Below are 15,468 nucleotides of genomic sequence, written 5' to 3' on the forward strand. Positions count from 1 at the left end.
GGCTACGGTTTTTCCCAGAAGCAGTGACCAAGCACGGGGGAGAACCGCCATGACCGGCGACACGCAGACCGTTCCGCACTTCGCGTCCGCCACGCCCAGGAAAGCGGCCGCGCCGCCGCCGACAGGGGCCGCGCCGCCGACGGCGCGGCCCGGGCCGCTGGCGCGCAGCAGCGCCGCGCGGGAACTGGGCCTCAAGCGGGGAGAGTTCGAGCTCGCCGTGATGCTGGGCCGGGTCCGTACCGTCCCCGATCCGGCGGGGGCGCGCCGCCGGGTCAGCCGCGAGGAGATCGACCGCGTCCGCGAGACACCCGGCTTCCCGGAGTCCCTGCGCGACGGTGTCAAAACCGTGGGCACCGCCGAGGGCGCGGCCCTGCTGGACATCACCCAGGCCCGCTTCACCCGGCTCGCCCGCACGGGGGTGCTGACGCCGGTGAAGTTCTACTTGAACCGCTACCGAGCCGTCGTGTGGCTCTATCTGGCGGAGGAGCTGCGCGAGTTCGCGGCGTGCGAGGCCAACGCCCCGCTGCTCACCGGCCGGGCGCCGGACATGATGCGGGCACAGCTGGCGAGCGGCGCGGATCTGCGGGCCCGCAACTGGCGCCGTCGACAGGCGGGCTTTCTCCTGAGGCAGGCGGAGGATCCGTGGGAGCGCGTCGCCGTGACGGCTTCCTTCCTGGATCCGATGAGCCTCGCGCAGCTCGTCAGGGATCCGTACGAGCGGGCGTATCTGCATCGCCTCAGGCCTCATCCGCTCACTCAGGCAGGCCCTGAGTCCCCGACGACCCACATCGTCGAGCGCATCACCACGGCCGACGACCCGGACGAGATCAGCTGGCTGCGGGCCAATCTGAGCCTCGGCCTTGCGGAAGCCCGGAGGCACCGACCCGCACCACGGCCGGGCCGTCCGCCCATCAGTGCCACGGCGCGCCCGTACAGCGCACCGGAGCAGCCACAGGCCCCTGTCATGGGCGACGACTGCGGAGCGGACCGGCCTTCGGAGGCCGCCTCCTCGGCGGTCATCGCTCCGGCGGCCGCGTCCCGGGAGAGGGACACGGGCCGGAGGGAAGAGCCGCGCGGGCTGCTGAGGTGGCTGCGCCGCAGGCGCGGACGGCCGGAGGACTGACACCACAACTGACGGCACGACGCAAGGCACGACGGAAGGCTCGCGACACCTCGGGGCACAGGAGCAGCACCCCGTCGCGCTAGAGGGTCGCGTCGAGGTCCTTGGCGTAGTGCTCGATGGCCGGACGGTACCCCGCGATCTCCGGATCCCGGCTCGTGGAGGCGATCAGGTTCAGCAGGAGCTCCATGGCGTCATGGTGCTGGCCCGTGTTGTACAGCGCCATGGCGAGGAAAGTCCGTAGCGCTCCGTCGTCGGGGTACTCCGCCACCGCGTCCCGAAGGGCGGCGACGGCCTCCGGGTACTTGCCGAGGACGCGGTAGGTACTGCCGAGACCGAGGAGCGCCCCGCGGCGGTCCTCGTCGGAGAGGCCCGGGCGCTGGATCGCGCGCAGGTAGTGCGGCAGGGCCTCGGCCTCCAGGCCGAGCGTGTCGTGCACCCAGGCCGTCTGGTACGCGACCTCGGCGTCATCGGGGTGGCTTTCGCTCAGGGGCAGCAGGAGGGCGCGGGCCTCCTCACGGCGGCCGCTCTCCCGTAGCCGGATGGCCTGGGCGAGTATCTCGTCCCGGCCGCTGCCCGCCCGGGCGTCCGCGTTGCTCTCCCGAGTGTCCGCGCTGCCGGTCCGTGCCGTGCCGTCGGTGTCGTTCATGCCGTGCTCCCGTCCCCGTAGCCGTCCCCCGCGTCAGGAGGCGCCCGTGTCCCGTCACCCGAACCGACCGCGTCACCCTTCGGCGGCAGTTCCCGCCGTGGGACTCAGCCGTCCGACTGACCGCCCAGATGGCGGGGCGAGTGCGGGCGGAACAGACCCTCCTGGACGACCGATACGAGCAGCCGTCCCTCACGATCGTAGATCCGCCCGCGCGCCAGACCGCGGCCCCCCGTGGCGATCGGCGACTCCTGGTCGTACAGGAACCACTCGTCGGCCCGGAACGGACGGTGGAACCACATGGCGTGGTCCAGCGAGGCCATGTCGAAGCCGCGCGGACCCCACAGCGGCTCCACCGGGATGCGGACGGCGTCCAGGAGCGTCATGTCGCTCGCGTAGGTGAGCGCGCAGGTGTGCACGAGCGGGTCGTCGCCCAGTGGGCCGACGGCACGCATCCACACCGCGCTGCGCGGCTCGGCGCCCTGGACCTCCTCCGCGGTCCAGCGCAGCCGGTCCACATAGCGGATGTCGAAGGGCTGGCGCCGGGCCATGCGCTCCAGCTGCTCGGGGAGCGCGCCCAGATGTTCCTTGATCTCTTCGGCGACCGTCGGCAGCGACTCCGGGTCGGGGGCGTCGATGCGCGGCGGCAGCTGGTGTTCGAAGGAGCCCGGTTCGGGCTTGTGGAAGGAGGCGGTCAGATTGAAGATGGTGCGGCCCTGCTGGACGGCCGTGACGCGGCGCGTGGTGAAGGAGCGCCCGTCACGGACCCGCTCGACCTGGTACACGATGGGTACGCCCGGGCGGCCCGGGCGCAGGAAGTACGCGTGCAGCGAGTGCACGGGTCTGTCGCCCTCCGTGGTGCGCCCGGCCGCGACGAGCGCCTGCCCGGCGACCTGCCCGCCGAAGACGCGCTGCAAGGACTCCTGGGGACTGCGACCGCGGAAGATGTTCACCTCGATCTGCTCGAGGTCCAGCAGGTCGACCAGTCGGTCCGCGGGGTTGTTCATGGGAAGTCCTCGACTCCTGTCCGGGAACGTGGGGAGCTCAGAGCTGGCCGACGTCCGTGACCCGGACGACGGCGCGGCCCTCCGCGTCGGAGGCCGCGAGATCGACCTCCGCGCTGATGCCCCAGTCATGGTCGCCGTTCGGGTCGGCGAACGTCTGGCGGACGCGCCACAGACCGTGCTCGGGATCCTCCTCGATGCGCAACAGCTTGGGGCCGCGCGCGTCCGGCCCGGTGCCCAGGTCCTCGTACTCGTCCCAGTACTTGTCCATGGCCTCGCCCCAGGCGTCCGCGTCCCAGCCGGACTCGGCGTCCATCTCGCCCAGCTCGTCCACCTGGTCGAGGGCGGCGAGCTCGACACGGCGGAAGAGCGCGTTGCGCACGAGCACACGGAAGGCGCGGGCGTTGGCCGTCACCGGCTTGACCTCGTCGGCCTTCTCCTGTGCCTCCTCGGCCGTCATCACCTCCGGGTTCGCCAGCTGCTCCCACTCGTCCAGGAGGCTGGAGTCCACCTGGCGGACCATCTCGCCGAGCCAGGCGATCAGATCCTCGAGGTCCTCGGACTTCAGGTCGTCCGGGATGGTGTGCTCCAGGGCCTTGTACGCGTTCGCCAGGTAGCGCAGCACGATGCCCTCGGTGCGGGCGAGCTCGTAGAAGGAGGTGAACTCGGTGAAGGACAGCGCCCGCTCGTACATGTCCCGGATCACGGACTTCGGGGACAGGGGGTGGTCGCCGACCCACGGGTGGCTGGTGCGGTAGGTGTTGTAGGCGTGGAAGAGGAGCTCCTCCAGCGGCTTCGGGTAGGTGATGTCCTGCAGCCGCTCCATGCGCTCCTCGTACTCGACGCCGTCGGCCTTCATCAGCGCCACGGCCTCACCGCGCGCCTTGTTCTGCTGGGCGGCGAGGATCTGGCGCGGGTCGTCGAGCGTGGACTCCACGACGGAGACCATGTCGAGGGCGTACGAGGGCGACTCGGGGTCGAGGAGTTCGAAGGCGGCGAGCGCGAAGGTGGACAGCGGCTGGTTGAGCGCGAAGTCCTGCTGGAGGTCGACGGTCAGGCGCACGATGCGGCCGGTGGCGTCCGGCTCGTCGAGCTTCTCCACGACACCGCCGTCGAGCAGCGAGCGGTAGATGGCGATGGCGCGGCGGATGTGGCGCAGCTGCTGCTTGCGGGGCTCGTGGTTGTCCTCCAGGAGGCGGCGCATCGCCTCGAAGGCGTTGCCCGGCCGGGCGATCACCGCGAGGAGCATGGTGTGGGTGACGCGGAAGCGGGAGGTCAGCGGCTCCGGCTCGGCGGCGATGAGCTTCTCGAAGGTGCCCTCCGTCCAGCCCACGAAGCCCTCGGGCGCCTTCTTGCGCACCACCTTGCGCCGCTTCTTCGCGTCGTCGCCCGCCTTCGCGAGCGCCTTCTCGTTCTCGATGACGTGCTCGGGCGCCTGCGCCACCACGAAGCCCGCCGTGTCGAAGCCCGCGCGCCCGGCGCGGCCAGCGATCTGGTGGAACTCGCGGGCACGCAGGGTGCGCACGCGATTGCCGTCGTACTTGGTGAGCGCGGTGAACAGCACGGTGCGAATGGGCACGTTCACGCCGACGCCGAGGGTGTCGGTGCCGCAGATGACCTTCAGGAGGCCCGCCTGGGCGAGCTTCTCGACGAGGCGCCGGTACTTGGGCAGCATCCCGGCGTGGTGGACGCCGATGCCGTGGCGCACGTAGCGCGAGAGGTTGCGGCCGAACTTGGTGGTGAAGCGGAAGTTGCCGATCAGCTCGGCGATCTGGTCCTTCTCGGCGCGCGTGCACATGTTGATGCTCATCAGCGACTGCGCCCGCTCCACGGCCTGGGCCTGCGTGAAGTGCACGATGTAGACCGGGGCCTGCTTGGTGTCGAGGAGCTCGGTGAGCGTCTCAGTGATGGGCGTGAGGCGGTACTCGTACGAGAGCGGCACCGGGCGCGTCGCGGAGCGGACGACGGAGGTGGGGCGCCCGGTGCGACGGGTGAGGTCCTTCTCGAACATCGAGACGTCACCGAGCGTCGCGGACATCAGGATGAACTGTGCCTGCGGCAGCTCGAGGAGCGGAATCTGCCAGGCCCAGCCCCGGTCGGCCTCGGCATAGAAGTGGAACTCGTCCATGACGACCTGGCCGATGTCGGCGTCCTTGCCGTCACGCAGCGCGATGGAGGCGAGGACCTCGGCGGTGCAGCAGATGACGGGGGCGTCGGCGTTCACGGAGGCGTCGCCGGTGAGCATGCCGACGTTCTCGGTGCCGAAGAGCTTGCACAGCTCGAAGAACTTCTCGGACACCAGTGCCTTGATCGGGGCGGTGTAGAAGGTGACCTCGTCACGGGCGAGCGCCGCGAAGTGCGCCCCGGCCGCGATCATGCTCTTGCCGGAGCCGGTGGGCGTCGACACGATCACGTTCGCGCCGGACACGACCTCGATCAGAGCCTCCTCCTGGTGGGGATAGAGGGTGATGCCGCGCTCCTGGGCCCAGCCTTCAAAGGCTTCGTAGAGGGCATCGGGGTCGGCGTCCTGCGGCAGCTGATCGATAAGGGTCACACCCCCATCTTGCCTTCCCACTGCCCGGATCAGGGAACCGGACGACGGCTCCAAGATCATGAACGTTACGCTGGGTCGCCAACGGGGCATCGCGACAACAGAAATGGGGCGGGCAGCACCGATGATGGGACCGGCACACTCACTGTCAGGGGCGGCGGCCTGGCTGGGGGTCGGCGCGGCGGCCACGGCCGCCGGGCACTCGATGCCCTGGCCGGTCCTCCTGGTCGGTGCGCTGATCTGTGCCGGGGCCGCGCTCGCCCCGGACCTCGACCACAAGTCGGCGACCATCTCGCGCGCCTTCGGCCCGGTGTCCCGCGGCCTGTGCGAGATCGTCGACAAGCTCTCTTACTCCGTGTATCGGGCCACGCGCAAGCAGGGCGATCCGCGCCGCTCCGGCGGGCACCGCACGCTCACCCACACCTGGGTGTGGGCTGTCTTGATCGGCGCGGGCTCGTCCGTGCTCGCGGTGACCGGCGGCCGGTGGGCGGTGCTCGCCCTGCTCTTCGTGCACATGGTGCTCGCCATCGAGGGCCTGCTGTGGCGGGCGGCGCGCGGCTCGAGCAGCGATGTGCTGGTGTGGCTGCTCGCCGCGACCAGCGCCTGGATCCTGGCCGGGGTTCTGGACAAACCGGGCAATGGTGCGGACTGGCTGTTCACCGGAGACGGCCAGGAGTATCTGTGGCTGGGCCTTCCGATCGTGCTCGGCGCGCTGGTGCACGACATCGGGGACGCGCTGACGGTGTCCGGCTGCCCGATCCTGTGGCCCATCCCGATCGGCCGGAAGCGCTGGTACCCGATCGGTCCGCCGCGGGCGCTGCGGTTCCGCGCGGGGAGCTGGATCGAGCTGAAGGTGCTGATGCCGGTGTTCATGCTGCTCGGAGGAGCGGGGGGCGCGGTCGCGCTGAACTTCATCTGAGGCCGGGGCGTTCATCTGAGGCCGGGGCGGCGACGCGACGGCCCGGCCGATGGTGCCCGGGCCCGGCCCCAGGCCCTCGGCGGTGCCTGCTCGGGGCGAGGGCGAGGGGGCGAGGAGGGCGAGGGCCTGTGGGGCCACGCCGCTGCCGCCGCCCTGGCCGGGCCCCCGGCGCACCGGGGCAGGGACCGACCGTGAGGTCACGGCCCAGATCCGGCCTGAGGCTCAGGCCGAGCGCCAGTCTCAGGCCGCGCCCCGGGCCGAGCCCCAGGGCCCTGGGGCCCGTATCCAGGGCCCAGATCCAGGCCCAGCCTCCTCTTCAGCCCCCGTCGCGGCCGCAGGCCGAGCCCCCAGCGCCAGGCCCGGCCCCAGCTCCCGATCGAGCCCCAGGTCCGGCCCCGCCGCCCGCTCCAGCCCTCCACCTCCCAAGCCCCCACCACACTCCAAGGAGCAGGCACACCGCGCCACACCCCGCCGCAGTGCCCCGCAGCACCGCGTCGTGGGTTGCCCCGTGGCTCACTCCGTCGGCCCCGCCGGTGACGGCTCCGGTGAGGCCCACGCCGAGGCCCGCCGCGAGGGTGAGGGCGGTTTTGGTGACCCCGGAGGCTTCACCGGCCCGCTCGGGGGTGATGACAGCCTGCGTGGCGATGAGGGCCAGCGCGTTGCCGATGCCGAGGACCGCGCCGCACCCGGTGGCGGTGGCGAGGTATGCCGTCAGCGAGGAGGCCAGGGGCAGCGAGCCGAGGCCGAGCGCCCCCGCGCCCAGGCAGCCCAGCATGAGCGGCACGGCGGCGCGCGTCGGTACGCGTCCGGCGAGGGGGCCCGCGACCGCCATGGCGAGGGCCGGGCCGAGGAAGGCCAGGCCCGCGGAGGCGACGGGGAGCGCCCACTGCCCCTGGAGCGTGAGGGGGACGACGAGCAGGAACATCACGGTCGCGGTGTTCGCGGCGGCCCCGGCGAGCGTGAGCGCCACGTACGGGCCGTTGCGGAAGAGCGTGAGCCGTACCAGTGGCCGAGGGGCGGCGCGTTCGTACCGTACGAACAGGACCAGCAGGCCCGTCACGGCCAGGGCGCCGCCGAAGAGCGCTGGGCGGGGCAGGGCCGGGGTGTGGTCGATGAGGAAGCCGAGCGTCGCGAGCGCGGCCGTCGCGGTGAGCAGGCCTCGCCAGTCGACGGTGCGGGACGCGCCGACGTCGTAGCTCTCGGCGGTGCGCGACGCGCAGACCGCGCCGAGGGCGGCGAGCGGGACGTTGAGCCAGAAGACGGCCCGCCAGGACACCGCGTCGGTGAGGGCGCCGCCGATGAACGGTCCGCAGGCGGTGGCGATGCCGCCGACGCCGAGGGCCCAGCCGGTGGCGCGGCCACGCAGGTCGCCGGGGTAGACGTTGGTCAGGAGCGACAGGCCCACCGGCATGATCATTGCGGCGCCCGCGCCCTGGGCCACCCGGGCGCCGATGAGGAGGGGCAGCGTAGCGGCGAGCGCGCACACCAGGGATGCCGCGCCGAAGAGGGCGAGCCCGGTGACGAGGAGCCGTCGACGTCCGAAGAGGTCGCCGAGGCGTCCGGCGCCGAGCATCAGGGTGCCGGTGGACAGCAGATACGCGCTGATCACCCACTGCGGTCCGGACCCGCCCGCGTCCAGGTCGCGGCCGATCCGCGCCAGGGCGAGGCTGAGGCCGAACGCGTCGAGCTGGATGCAGAAGACGCCCAGGGACAGGGCGAGGAGAGCGCCTCTGCGTTCGCTGACCGACGCCGTCGCGCTCCCGGCACCCGACGGCACTGTCCTGGGTTCGTTGCTGGTGTGTGTCCGCATGCTCCTGCCTCCTCCGTCACGGGGTGAGCGGGCGGCTGGGCGCTGCTCACCGTGGGCACCGCCGTAAGGGCGCACGGCGGTGGACGTGTTCGTTGGGGGAGGGGAGCTGGCGCAGCCGGAAGGCGCCCCCGCGAGCGGGGCGTCGCTGCTGGAGATCCGGGACCTGGAGACCAGGGGGCCGGTGAACGGAGGACCGGTGAACGGGGACCCGGAGATCTGAGGGGCCGACGAAAAGGTGAATTCAGAAAACTGAGACCCGGAGAACCTGAAACCCGGTGAAAGGGGGCATGGACGCCGAATGCGGGGGCGTCGCCCTCGGGAGTCGCTCGACGAACGACTGAAGCAGCATCACCGTAACTGACACGGATTCACTTGCCAACCCCTTCGCCCGTGCGGTCGCACGCTCGCGGAATCGGCGCAAATCGACGTTCGCCGTGCTGTGCGGGCCATGATTCGGCCATCAAAGCCGGGATCGCGGACATGTGCCCCGGTGGCTGTCCATGCCCTGTGATGCCCCGTCGCCGAGTGTGGCGAGGAGGCATTCGCCGACCGTGGCGGACTGCCGCGTCGTGGCGCCTGGAGCCGGTCGGGCCTGGGACGTTGCCGTGGCAAGCCGGAAAGGTCCGCTTTCTCGAACCGGCGGCCGGAATCAGCCCCGGGGTGTTGGCTGCTGTTCGACCTCCTGTTAGTACTTTCTTGCCGCATAAGAGGGGCGGTTGTCGGGCGTTTCTCACATGTTTGTTGAAGGGTTCCGATAACAACCTTGCGGAATGGTTCCAGGTGGTGCGGCAGCGCTATGGGGCACGAGTGCGATGAATGCGTGACCTGTTCCGGGCCGATCCTCGGCACCTGCAATTTCCGTACTTCTCACCACCGGCTCGGGCGGATGTGACGTCGTTGACCACGCAGGAACCGAACGCGCAGGAACGGAACGCACACGAACGGAACGCACACGAACGGAACGTGCGGGAACCGAACGCGCACGAACTCGTCGAGGCCGTCGGCCCACGGCCTCGTACGGCGGCCCGTGGACGGGGGCCCGACGACCTCAGACCGGTCCGCCCGCTCCTCTACCTCCCCCGGGAGGAGCGGGCGGACCTCTGCCGTCAGGATCCCGTCACCCGTGCCAGGACTTCCACAGCGCCGCGTACGCCCCCTGGGCGCGCACCAGCTCGTCGTGGCTGCCGAGTTCGCTGATGCGGCCGCTCTCCACCACGGCGATGACGTCGGCGTCGTGCGCGGTGTGCAGGCGGTGCGCGATGGCGACCACCGTGCGGCCCTCCAGGACCCGTGAGAGGGAGCGCTCCAGATGCCGGGCCGCGCGCGGGTCCAGGAGCGAGGTCGCCTCGTCGAGCACCAGCGTGTGCGGGTCGGCGAGGACGAGCCGGGCCAGGGCGATCTGCTGCGCCTGCGCGGGCGTCAGGCTCAGACCGCCCGAGCCGACCTCCGTGTCCAGGCCCTCGTCGAGGTCCCGCGCCCAGGTGTGCGCGTCGACCGCCCCGAGGGCGGCCCACAGCTCGGTGTCCTCGGCACCGGCCCTGGCGAGGCGCAGATTGTCGCGCAGGGAGCCCACGAACACGTGGTGCTCCTGGTTGACGAGGGCCACGTGCGCGCGGACGCCCTCCGCGGGCATCCGCGCCAGCTCGGCGCCGCCGAGCGTCACCTGGCCCGTACGCGGTCCGTAGATCCCGGCGAGCAGCCTGCCGAGCGTGGACTTGCCCGCGCCGGACGGGCCGACCAGCGCCACCCGGGAGCCGGGCTCGACGGCGAGGGACACCTCGCGCAGCACGTCGACGCCCTTGCGGTAGCCGAAGTACACGTCGTCGGCGAGGACGTCGCGTCCCTCGGGCACCACGCCCGCGTCACCGGCGTCCGGCTCGATGTCGCGTACGCCCACGAGCCGGGCCAGCGAGACCTGCGCCACCTGGAGCTCGTCGTACCACCGGAGGATGATGCCGATCGGGTCGACGAGCATCTGCGCGATGAGCGTGCCGGTCGTCAGCTGGCCCACGCCGATCCAGCCCTGGAGGACGAAGCAGCCGCCGATCATCAGGACCGCGAAGAGGACGGTGACGTGGGTGGCGTTGATGACGGGGAAGAGGACCGACCGCAGATAGAGCGTGTAGCGCTCCCAGGCGGTCCACTCCTTGATGCGGCGCTCCGACTGCTCGACGCGGCGCGCGCCGAGGCGGTGCGCCTCCACGGTGCGGCCCGCGTCGACGGTCTCGGCGAGCGCGGCGGCCACGGCGGCGTACCCCGCGGCCTCCGAACGGTACGCGGACGGCGCCCGCTTGAAGTACCAGCGGCAGCCGACGACGAGCAGCGGCACGGCGACGAGCAGCGCGGGCGCCAGCGGCGGCGCGACCACGGCGAGCCCGCCGACGAGCAGCACCAGCCAGACCACGCCGATGGCCAGCTGCGGCACGGCCTCGCGCATCGCGTTGGCGAGCCGGTCGATGTCCGTGGTGATGCGGGACAGCAGGTCACCGGTGCCCGCCCGCTCCAGGACGCCCGGCGGAAGCCCGACCGACCGGACGAGGAAGTCCTCCCGCAGGTCCGCGAGCATGCGCTCGCCGAGCATCGCGCCGCGCAGCCGCACCTGGTGCACGAAGGCGGCCTGCACGACGAGCGCGAGCGCGAACAGGCCCACGACGCGCTCCAGATGGACCTCGCGCGCGCCGTCCGACACGTCCTCGACGAGGCCGCCGAGCAGATACGGCCCCACCATCGAGGCGGTCACGGCGAGGGTGTTCACCACGACCAGCAGGACGAAGGCCCTGCGGTGCCGCCGCAGCAGCTCGCGCACATACGTCCGTACGGTCGCGGGGGCGCCGACGGGCAGCGTCTCCGCCGTGGTCGGGGCCGCCGGGTCGTACTTCGGCGGCGCCAGGCCGATCATGCCGTCTCCTCGATGTCGATGGTGTGTACGCGGGCTCTTCGCGGAGCGGAGCCAGGGCCAGGGCTCGGGCTCGGGCCGGAGCCGGAGCCCGCGCCCTCGTCGGCCGGGTCGCGCCCGGCCCCGGCGGCGCCCACGGCCCGCGCCGACCCCGCCGTCTCGGCCGTCTCGGCCGTCTCCTCCGGTGTCTCCCGAGTGACGACCGCGCGGTACCCCGGCTGCGTGACCACGAGTTCGCGGTGCACGCCCACCGCGGCCACCTCGCCGTCGCGCAGGAACACGACGCGGTCGGCGCGGTCGAGGAGCAGCGGTGACGAGGTGAGGACCACCGTCGTACGACCCGCGCGCAGCTCGCGCAGCCCGTCCGCGATCCGGGCCTCCGTGTGGGAGTCGACGGCGGAGGTCGGCTCGTCGAGGACCAGCGCCTCGGGGTCGGTGACCAGCGACCGCGCGAGCGCCAGGCGCTGGCGCTGGCCGCCGGACAGGGACCGGCCGCGCTCGGTGAGGTGCGCGGCCATCGGGTCGTCGGCCATGGAGCCCTGCACCAGCGCGTCGAGGACGTCGGCGCACTGCGCGGCGGCGAGCGCCCGCCGCGGATCCACCGCCCCGGACGCCGGTACGTCGAGCAGCGACCCCAGCGTGCCGGAGAGCAGCACCGGGTCCTTGTCCTGAACGAGGACCGCGGTGCGGGCGGTGTCGAGCGGCAGCCCGTCCAGGGGGACGCCGCCCAGGCGCACCGACGGCAGGTCCGTCTCGAACGCCGGGTGCCCGCCGAGCCGTTCGGCGAGCCGACCGGCAGCGTCCGGGTCGCCGCACACGACGGCGGTGAACCGTCCGGCCGGGGCGAGCAGGCCCGTGGCGGGGTCGTAGAGGTCTCCGGCGGGCGCCACGGACGAGCCCTCTTCCCCGGCCCCGGCTTCCCCGGCCCCGGCCCCGGTCGTGCGCTCCAGCGCCAGCACCCGGGCGGCCCGCTTCGCCGAGGGGCGCGAGAAGGAGTACGCCATGGCGATCTCCTCGAAGTGCCGCAGCGGGTAGTTGAGCAGCATCACCGCGCTGTAGACGGTGACGAGCTCGCCGACCGTGACGCGGCCCTCGCGGGCCAGGTGCACGCCGTGCCAGACGAGCCCGATCAGTAGGAGGCCGGGGAGCAGGACCTGGACGGCGGAGATCACGGCCCACATGCGGGCGCTGCGGACGGCGGCGGTCCGCACCTCCTGCGAGGCGTGCCGGTAGCGGTCGAGGAACAGCTCCTCGCCGCCGATGCCGCGCAGCACCCTGAGGCCCGCGACGGTGTCCGAGGCCAGCTCGGTGGCCCGCCCTGCCTTCTCGCGCTGGTGGTCGGCGCGGCGGGTCGCCCGGGGCAGCAGCGGCAGCACGGCGAGCGCGAGCACCGGAATGCCGACGGCGACGACGACGCCGAGCGCGGGCTCGTAGACGACCAGGCCCACACAGACGACGAGGACGGTCACGGCCGCCGCGGCGAAGCGCGACAGAGCCTCCACGAACCAGCCGATCTTCTCCACGTCACCGGTGGACACCGCGACGACCTCACCGGCGGCCACCCGCCGGGTGAGGGCGGCGCCGAGCCGCGCGGTCTTGCGGGCGAGCAGCTGCTGCACCCGGGCCGCCGCGGTGATCCAGTTGGTGACGGCCGTGCGGTGGAGCATCGTGTCGCCGCCCGCGATGGCGAGCCCCGCGAGCAGGATGACGCCACCGGCGAGGGCGAGCCGCCCGCCCGAGCCGTCGATCACGGCCTGCACGGCGAGGCCGACCATGTAGGGCAGCGCGGCGATGCCGAGGAAGTGCAGCAGCCCCCAGCCCAGCGACTTGAGCTGGCCGCCCAGCTGGTTCCGGCCGAGCCACAGCAGGAAGCGGGGGCCGGAGCGGGTGTCGGGTTCGCCCGGGTCGGCGTACGGAAGATCACGAATGTGCATGGGATCCCAGCTTCGGTGCGATACGCGTGGTGGTGCCGGACGACGACGCGAGGGACACGGCGACGAACGACGTGACGGACACGGACTCGGACAACGACGTGACGGACACGGACTCGAACAACGACGTGGCGGACACGGAATCGAACGGCGTGGCGAACGCGGTGACAACGTGACGAACGCGGTAACAAACCGTGCAAGGTTCGCGCCGCACAGTGGCCCGAAGCAAACGATTTTCCGGCGTCCGGCAAAGAGTCGGCCATTCCTACCCGTGGGACGGGGGCGTCGGCGAGGGGCGCGGGAAGCCGGTGCGAGCATGGAGCGCATGCGTATAGCCGGTGTGGTGCGAACGGCGGCCGCGGCCGCCGCCTGCTCAGTCGTCCTGACCTCCTGCGGCGGCTCGGGCGGCGACGACGAAGGCGAGGCGGCGCACTCCGCGCAGGGCGGCGGCCGCGGCGCGGCGCGGACCGACGCCGACCCCGAGCGCATCCCCGACGTCGGTGACCGGCTCCAGTCCCGCATCCCCAAGAGCGCGCGCCAGGTCGTCGCCGTCTACGGAGAGGGCAAGGACTCGGCGAAGGCCACGGTCGTCCTCTACACGAAGGTGGGGGCCGCCTGGAAGAAGACGCGCGGCTGGCCGGCCCACAACGGCAAGAAGGGCTGGACCCCGGACCACCGCGAGGGCGACAAGCGCAGCCCGGTGGGCGTGTTCACGCTCAGCGACGCGGGTGGCGTCCTCGCCGACCCCGGGGCACGGCTCCCGTACACGCGGACCGCGGCCCTCCAGGCCCCGCACTACTGGCCGAAGACGCACTGGCACGACTTCGACTACGTCGTCGCGATCGACTACAACCGCGTCAAGGGCACCCCGCCGAACGACCCGACGCGCCCGCAGGGCCAGTCCAAGGGCGGCAGCATCTGGCTGCACATGGACCACGGCAGCGGCACCTCGGGCTGTGTGAGCCTGTCGAAGTCCGGCATGGAGTACCTGCTGCGCACGCTCGACCCGAAGCTGCGGCCGGTGGTGGTGATGGGGGACAAGGCGGCCCTCAAGTCCTGAGAGCCGCCCCAGAGCCCTATGCAGGGGCCCCGCTCAGGTCTCCTTCGGCTTCTCCGAGTCCATGCCCGGCCGTGCCTTCCGCCACAGGCCCCGGGTGAAGTCGGGGATCTCCTGCGGCGCGCCCTTCGCCTTGATGGACGCGTGGCTCAGCGGCACCGGCGCGGTCCACGTCGCCCCGTCGTACACGTCGAAGTCCGGGACGAGCCCGAGCCGCATGCACTGCATCAGGCGGAACACCAGGAGGTAGTCCATGCCGCCGTGCCCGCCCGGCGGATTGGAGTGCTCCTTCCACAGCCAGTGGTCGAACTCCGCCGCGTACGTGGAGAAGTCGCCCCACTGGTCGTCGGTGTGGTCCGGCTCGATGTAGATGCGGGCGGGGTAGTCCTCGAAGAGGCCCTTGGTGCCGCCGAGGCTGTTGACGCGGCTGTAGGGGTGCGGGGTCGAGACGTCGTGCTCCAGGCGGATGACCCGGCCCTTGGCCGTCTGCACCAGGCTGATGGTCCGGTCGCTCTCGATGTACGTCTCCTTCCAGCTCGGGTCGCCCGGCGGCATGTGCGCCTCGCGGTACTCGGCGAGGCCGAGGGCGGGCGTGCCGAAGCTGGAGATGTGGGTGGCGCGGTCGCCGCGGTTGACGTCCATGTAGTTGGCGACGGGGCCGAAGCCGTGGTTGGGATACAGGTCGCCGCGCAGCCGCGTGTGCCACAGGCGGCGCCACGGGGTCGCGTAGTACGTGGGGTCGAACATCAGCTGGCGCAGGTCGTGGTTGTAGGCGCCCGCGCCGTGCAGCAGATCGCCGAACTTGCCCGCGTGCGCCATGCGCAGCACGCGCATCTCGTTCTTGCCGTAACAGCAGTTCTCCAGCTGCATGCAGTGTCTGCGGGTGCGTTCGGACAGGTCGACGAGTTCCCACAGGTGGTCGAGGCGCAGCGCCAGCGGACACTCCACGCCGACGTGCTTGCCGTTCAGCATGGCCGTCTTGGCCATCTCAAAGTGCCAGTCCCAGGGCGTCGCCACGTACACGAAGTCGATGTCGCCGCGCGCGCAGAGCTTCTCGAAGTCGTTGTCCCCGTTGGTGTACGTCGCGGGGGCGGGCTGGCCCGCGGCGACGACTTTCTTCGCGGCCGCCGCGGTCTTGTCCTTGACCGGGTCGCACAGCGCGACGACCCGCACGCCCGACTGCGCGAGGAACAGGTCGATCATGCCGCCGCCGCGGTTGCCGAGGCCGATCATGCCGACGCGGACGGTGGAGCGCGCCTCGAAGGGCACGCCGATCATGGTCTTGCCCTTGCGGGCGGGCGCGGCGCCCGCCGGGCCTTCGGCCGTCCCGGCCGCGTCGGGGGTGTCGGCCCGGGCGGTGCCGCCCGCGAACGTGCCGAGGCCGAGCCCGGCCCCGGCGAGTCCGGCCGTGCGCAGGACCGCGCGCCGGGAGTGACCGTCGGTGGATTCGTCAGGGACCGGTGTCGCGTTCTCGTCGTGCATCGGACCTCCGTCGTCACAGTGCCATGTCACTGGGCGGGGCCCACCCTGATGG

General features: G+C 72.1%; 11 protein-coding genes. 4 read left to right on the forward strand and 7 right to left on the reverse strand.

All coding sequences use genetic code 11. The annotated features are described in order from the left end of the window. Positions 1-49: 49 nt before the first annotated feature. A complete protein-coding gene (locus ACIG3E_RS16515) occupies positions 50-1,123 on the forward strand; it encodes a DUF6397 family protein (RefSeq protein ID WP_399616254.1) in 1,074 nt (357 codons plus the stop codon). A gap of 79 nt (positions 1,124-1,202) precedes the next feature. Here ACIG3E_RS16515 and ACIG3E_RS16520 read toward each other — a convergent pair whose 3' ends face one another. The 3 genes from ACIG3E_RS16520 to ACIG3E_RS16530 all read right to left on the reverse strand — a co-directional run bounded on the left by ACIG3E_RS16520 (position 1,203) and on the right by ACIG3E_RS16530 (position 5,384). Then, complete coding sequence (locus ACIG3E_RS16520; RefSeq protein ID WP_399616256.1) at positions 1,203-1,769, reverse strand: tetratricopeptide repeat protein; 567 nt, start codon at positions 1,767-1,769, stop codon at positions 1,203-1,205. A gap of 104 nt (positions 1,770-1,873) precedes the next feature. Beyond that, entirely contained in the window at positions 1,874-2,773 is a 900-nt protein-coding gene (locus ACIG3E_RS16525; RefSeq protein ID WP_399616258.1) for an acyl-CoA thioesterase, read from the reverse strand. 37 nt (positions 2,774-2,810) lie between these two features. Further along, complete coding sequence (locus tag ACIG3E_RS16530) at positions 2,811-5,384, reverse strand: DEAD/DEAH box helicase (RefSeq protein WP_399616260.1); 2,574 nt, start codon at positions 5,382-5,384, stop codon at positions 2,811-2,813. Positions 5,385-5,445: 61 nt separating this feature from the next. Here ACIG3E_RS16530 and ACIG3E_RS16535 point away from each other — a divergent pair, with 61 nt between their 5' ends. Continuing rightward, positions 5,446-6,240 (forward strand): metal-dependent hydrolase, encoded by a 795-nt coding sequence (locus tag ACIG3E_RS16535; RefSeq protein WP_172381561.1) that lies wholly within the window; start codon positions 5,446-5,448, stop codon positions 6,238-6,240. Positions 6,241-6,556: 316 nt separating this feature from the next. Here the strand turns inward: ACIG3E_RS16535 and ACIG3E_RS16540 are convergent, their stop codons facing one another. The 3 genes from ACIG3E_RS16540 to ACIG3E_RS16550 form a co-directional block, all read right to left on the reverse strand. Then, complete coding sequence (locus ACIG3E_RS16540; RefSeq protein ID WP_399616263.1) at positions 6,557-8,050, reverse strand: MFS transporter; 1,494 nt, start codon at positions 8,048-8,050, stop codon at positions 6,557-6,559. A 1,117-nt stretch (positions 8,051-9,167) separates the two neighbouring features. Continuing rightward, the gene (locus ACIG3E_RS16545; RefSeq protein WP_399616265.1) at positions 9,168-10,949 is read right to left on the reverse strand and encodes an ABC transporter ATP-binding protein; all 1,782 of its coding nucleotides are present in this window, start codon (positions 10,947-10,949) and stop codon (positions 9,168-9,170) included. Continuing rightward, positions 10,946-12,880, reverse strand: a complete 1,935-nt coding sequence (locus ACIG3E_RS16550; protein ID WP_399616267.1) for an ABC transporter transmembrane domain-containing protein — start codon at positions 12,878-12,880, stop codon at positions 10,946-10,948. The genes ACIG3E_RS16545 and ACIG3E_RS16550 overlap by 4 nt, the downstream gene beginning before the upstream one ends. Before the next feature lie 26 nt (positions 12,881-12,906). On the opposite strand from ACIG3E_RS16550, the gene ACIG3E_RS16555 reads away from it, so the two are divergent. Both ACIG3E_RS16555 and ACIG3E_RS16560 read left to right on the forward strand, forming a co-directional pair. Next, entirely contained in the window at positions 12,907-13,053 is a 147-nt protein-coding gene (locus ACIG3E_RS16555; protein WP_399616269.1) for a hypothetical protein, read from the forward strand. 149 nt (positions 13,054-13,202) lie between these two features. Continuing rightward, positions 13,203-13,937, forward strand: coding sequence for a L,D-transpeptidase family protein (locus ACIG3E_RS16560; protein ID WP_399616271.1), 735 nt, complete (start codon positions 13,203-13,205; stop codon positions 13,935-13,937). A 33-nt stretch (positions 13,938-13,970) separates the two neighbouring features. Here ACIG3E_RS16560 and ACIG3E_RS16565 read toward each other — a convergent pair whose 3' ends face one another. Further along, a complete protein-coding gene (locus ACIG3E_RS16565; RefSeq protein WP_399616273.1) occupies positions 13,971-15,416 on the reverse strand; it encodes a Gfo/Idh/MocA family protein in 1,446 nt (481 codons plus the stop codon). Positions 15,417-15,468 lie beyond the last annotated feature (52 nt).

The organism is Streptomyces sp. NPDC053474, from assembly GCF_044544845.1.
Classification (GTDB): Bacteria; Actinomycetota; Actinomycetes; order Streptomycetales; family Streptomycetaceae; genus Streptomyces.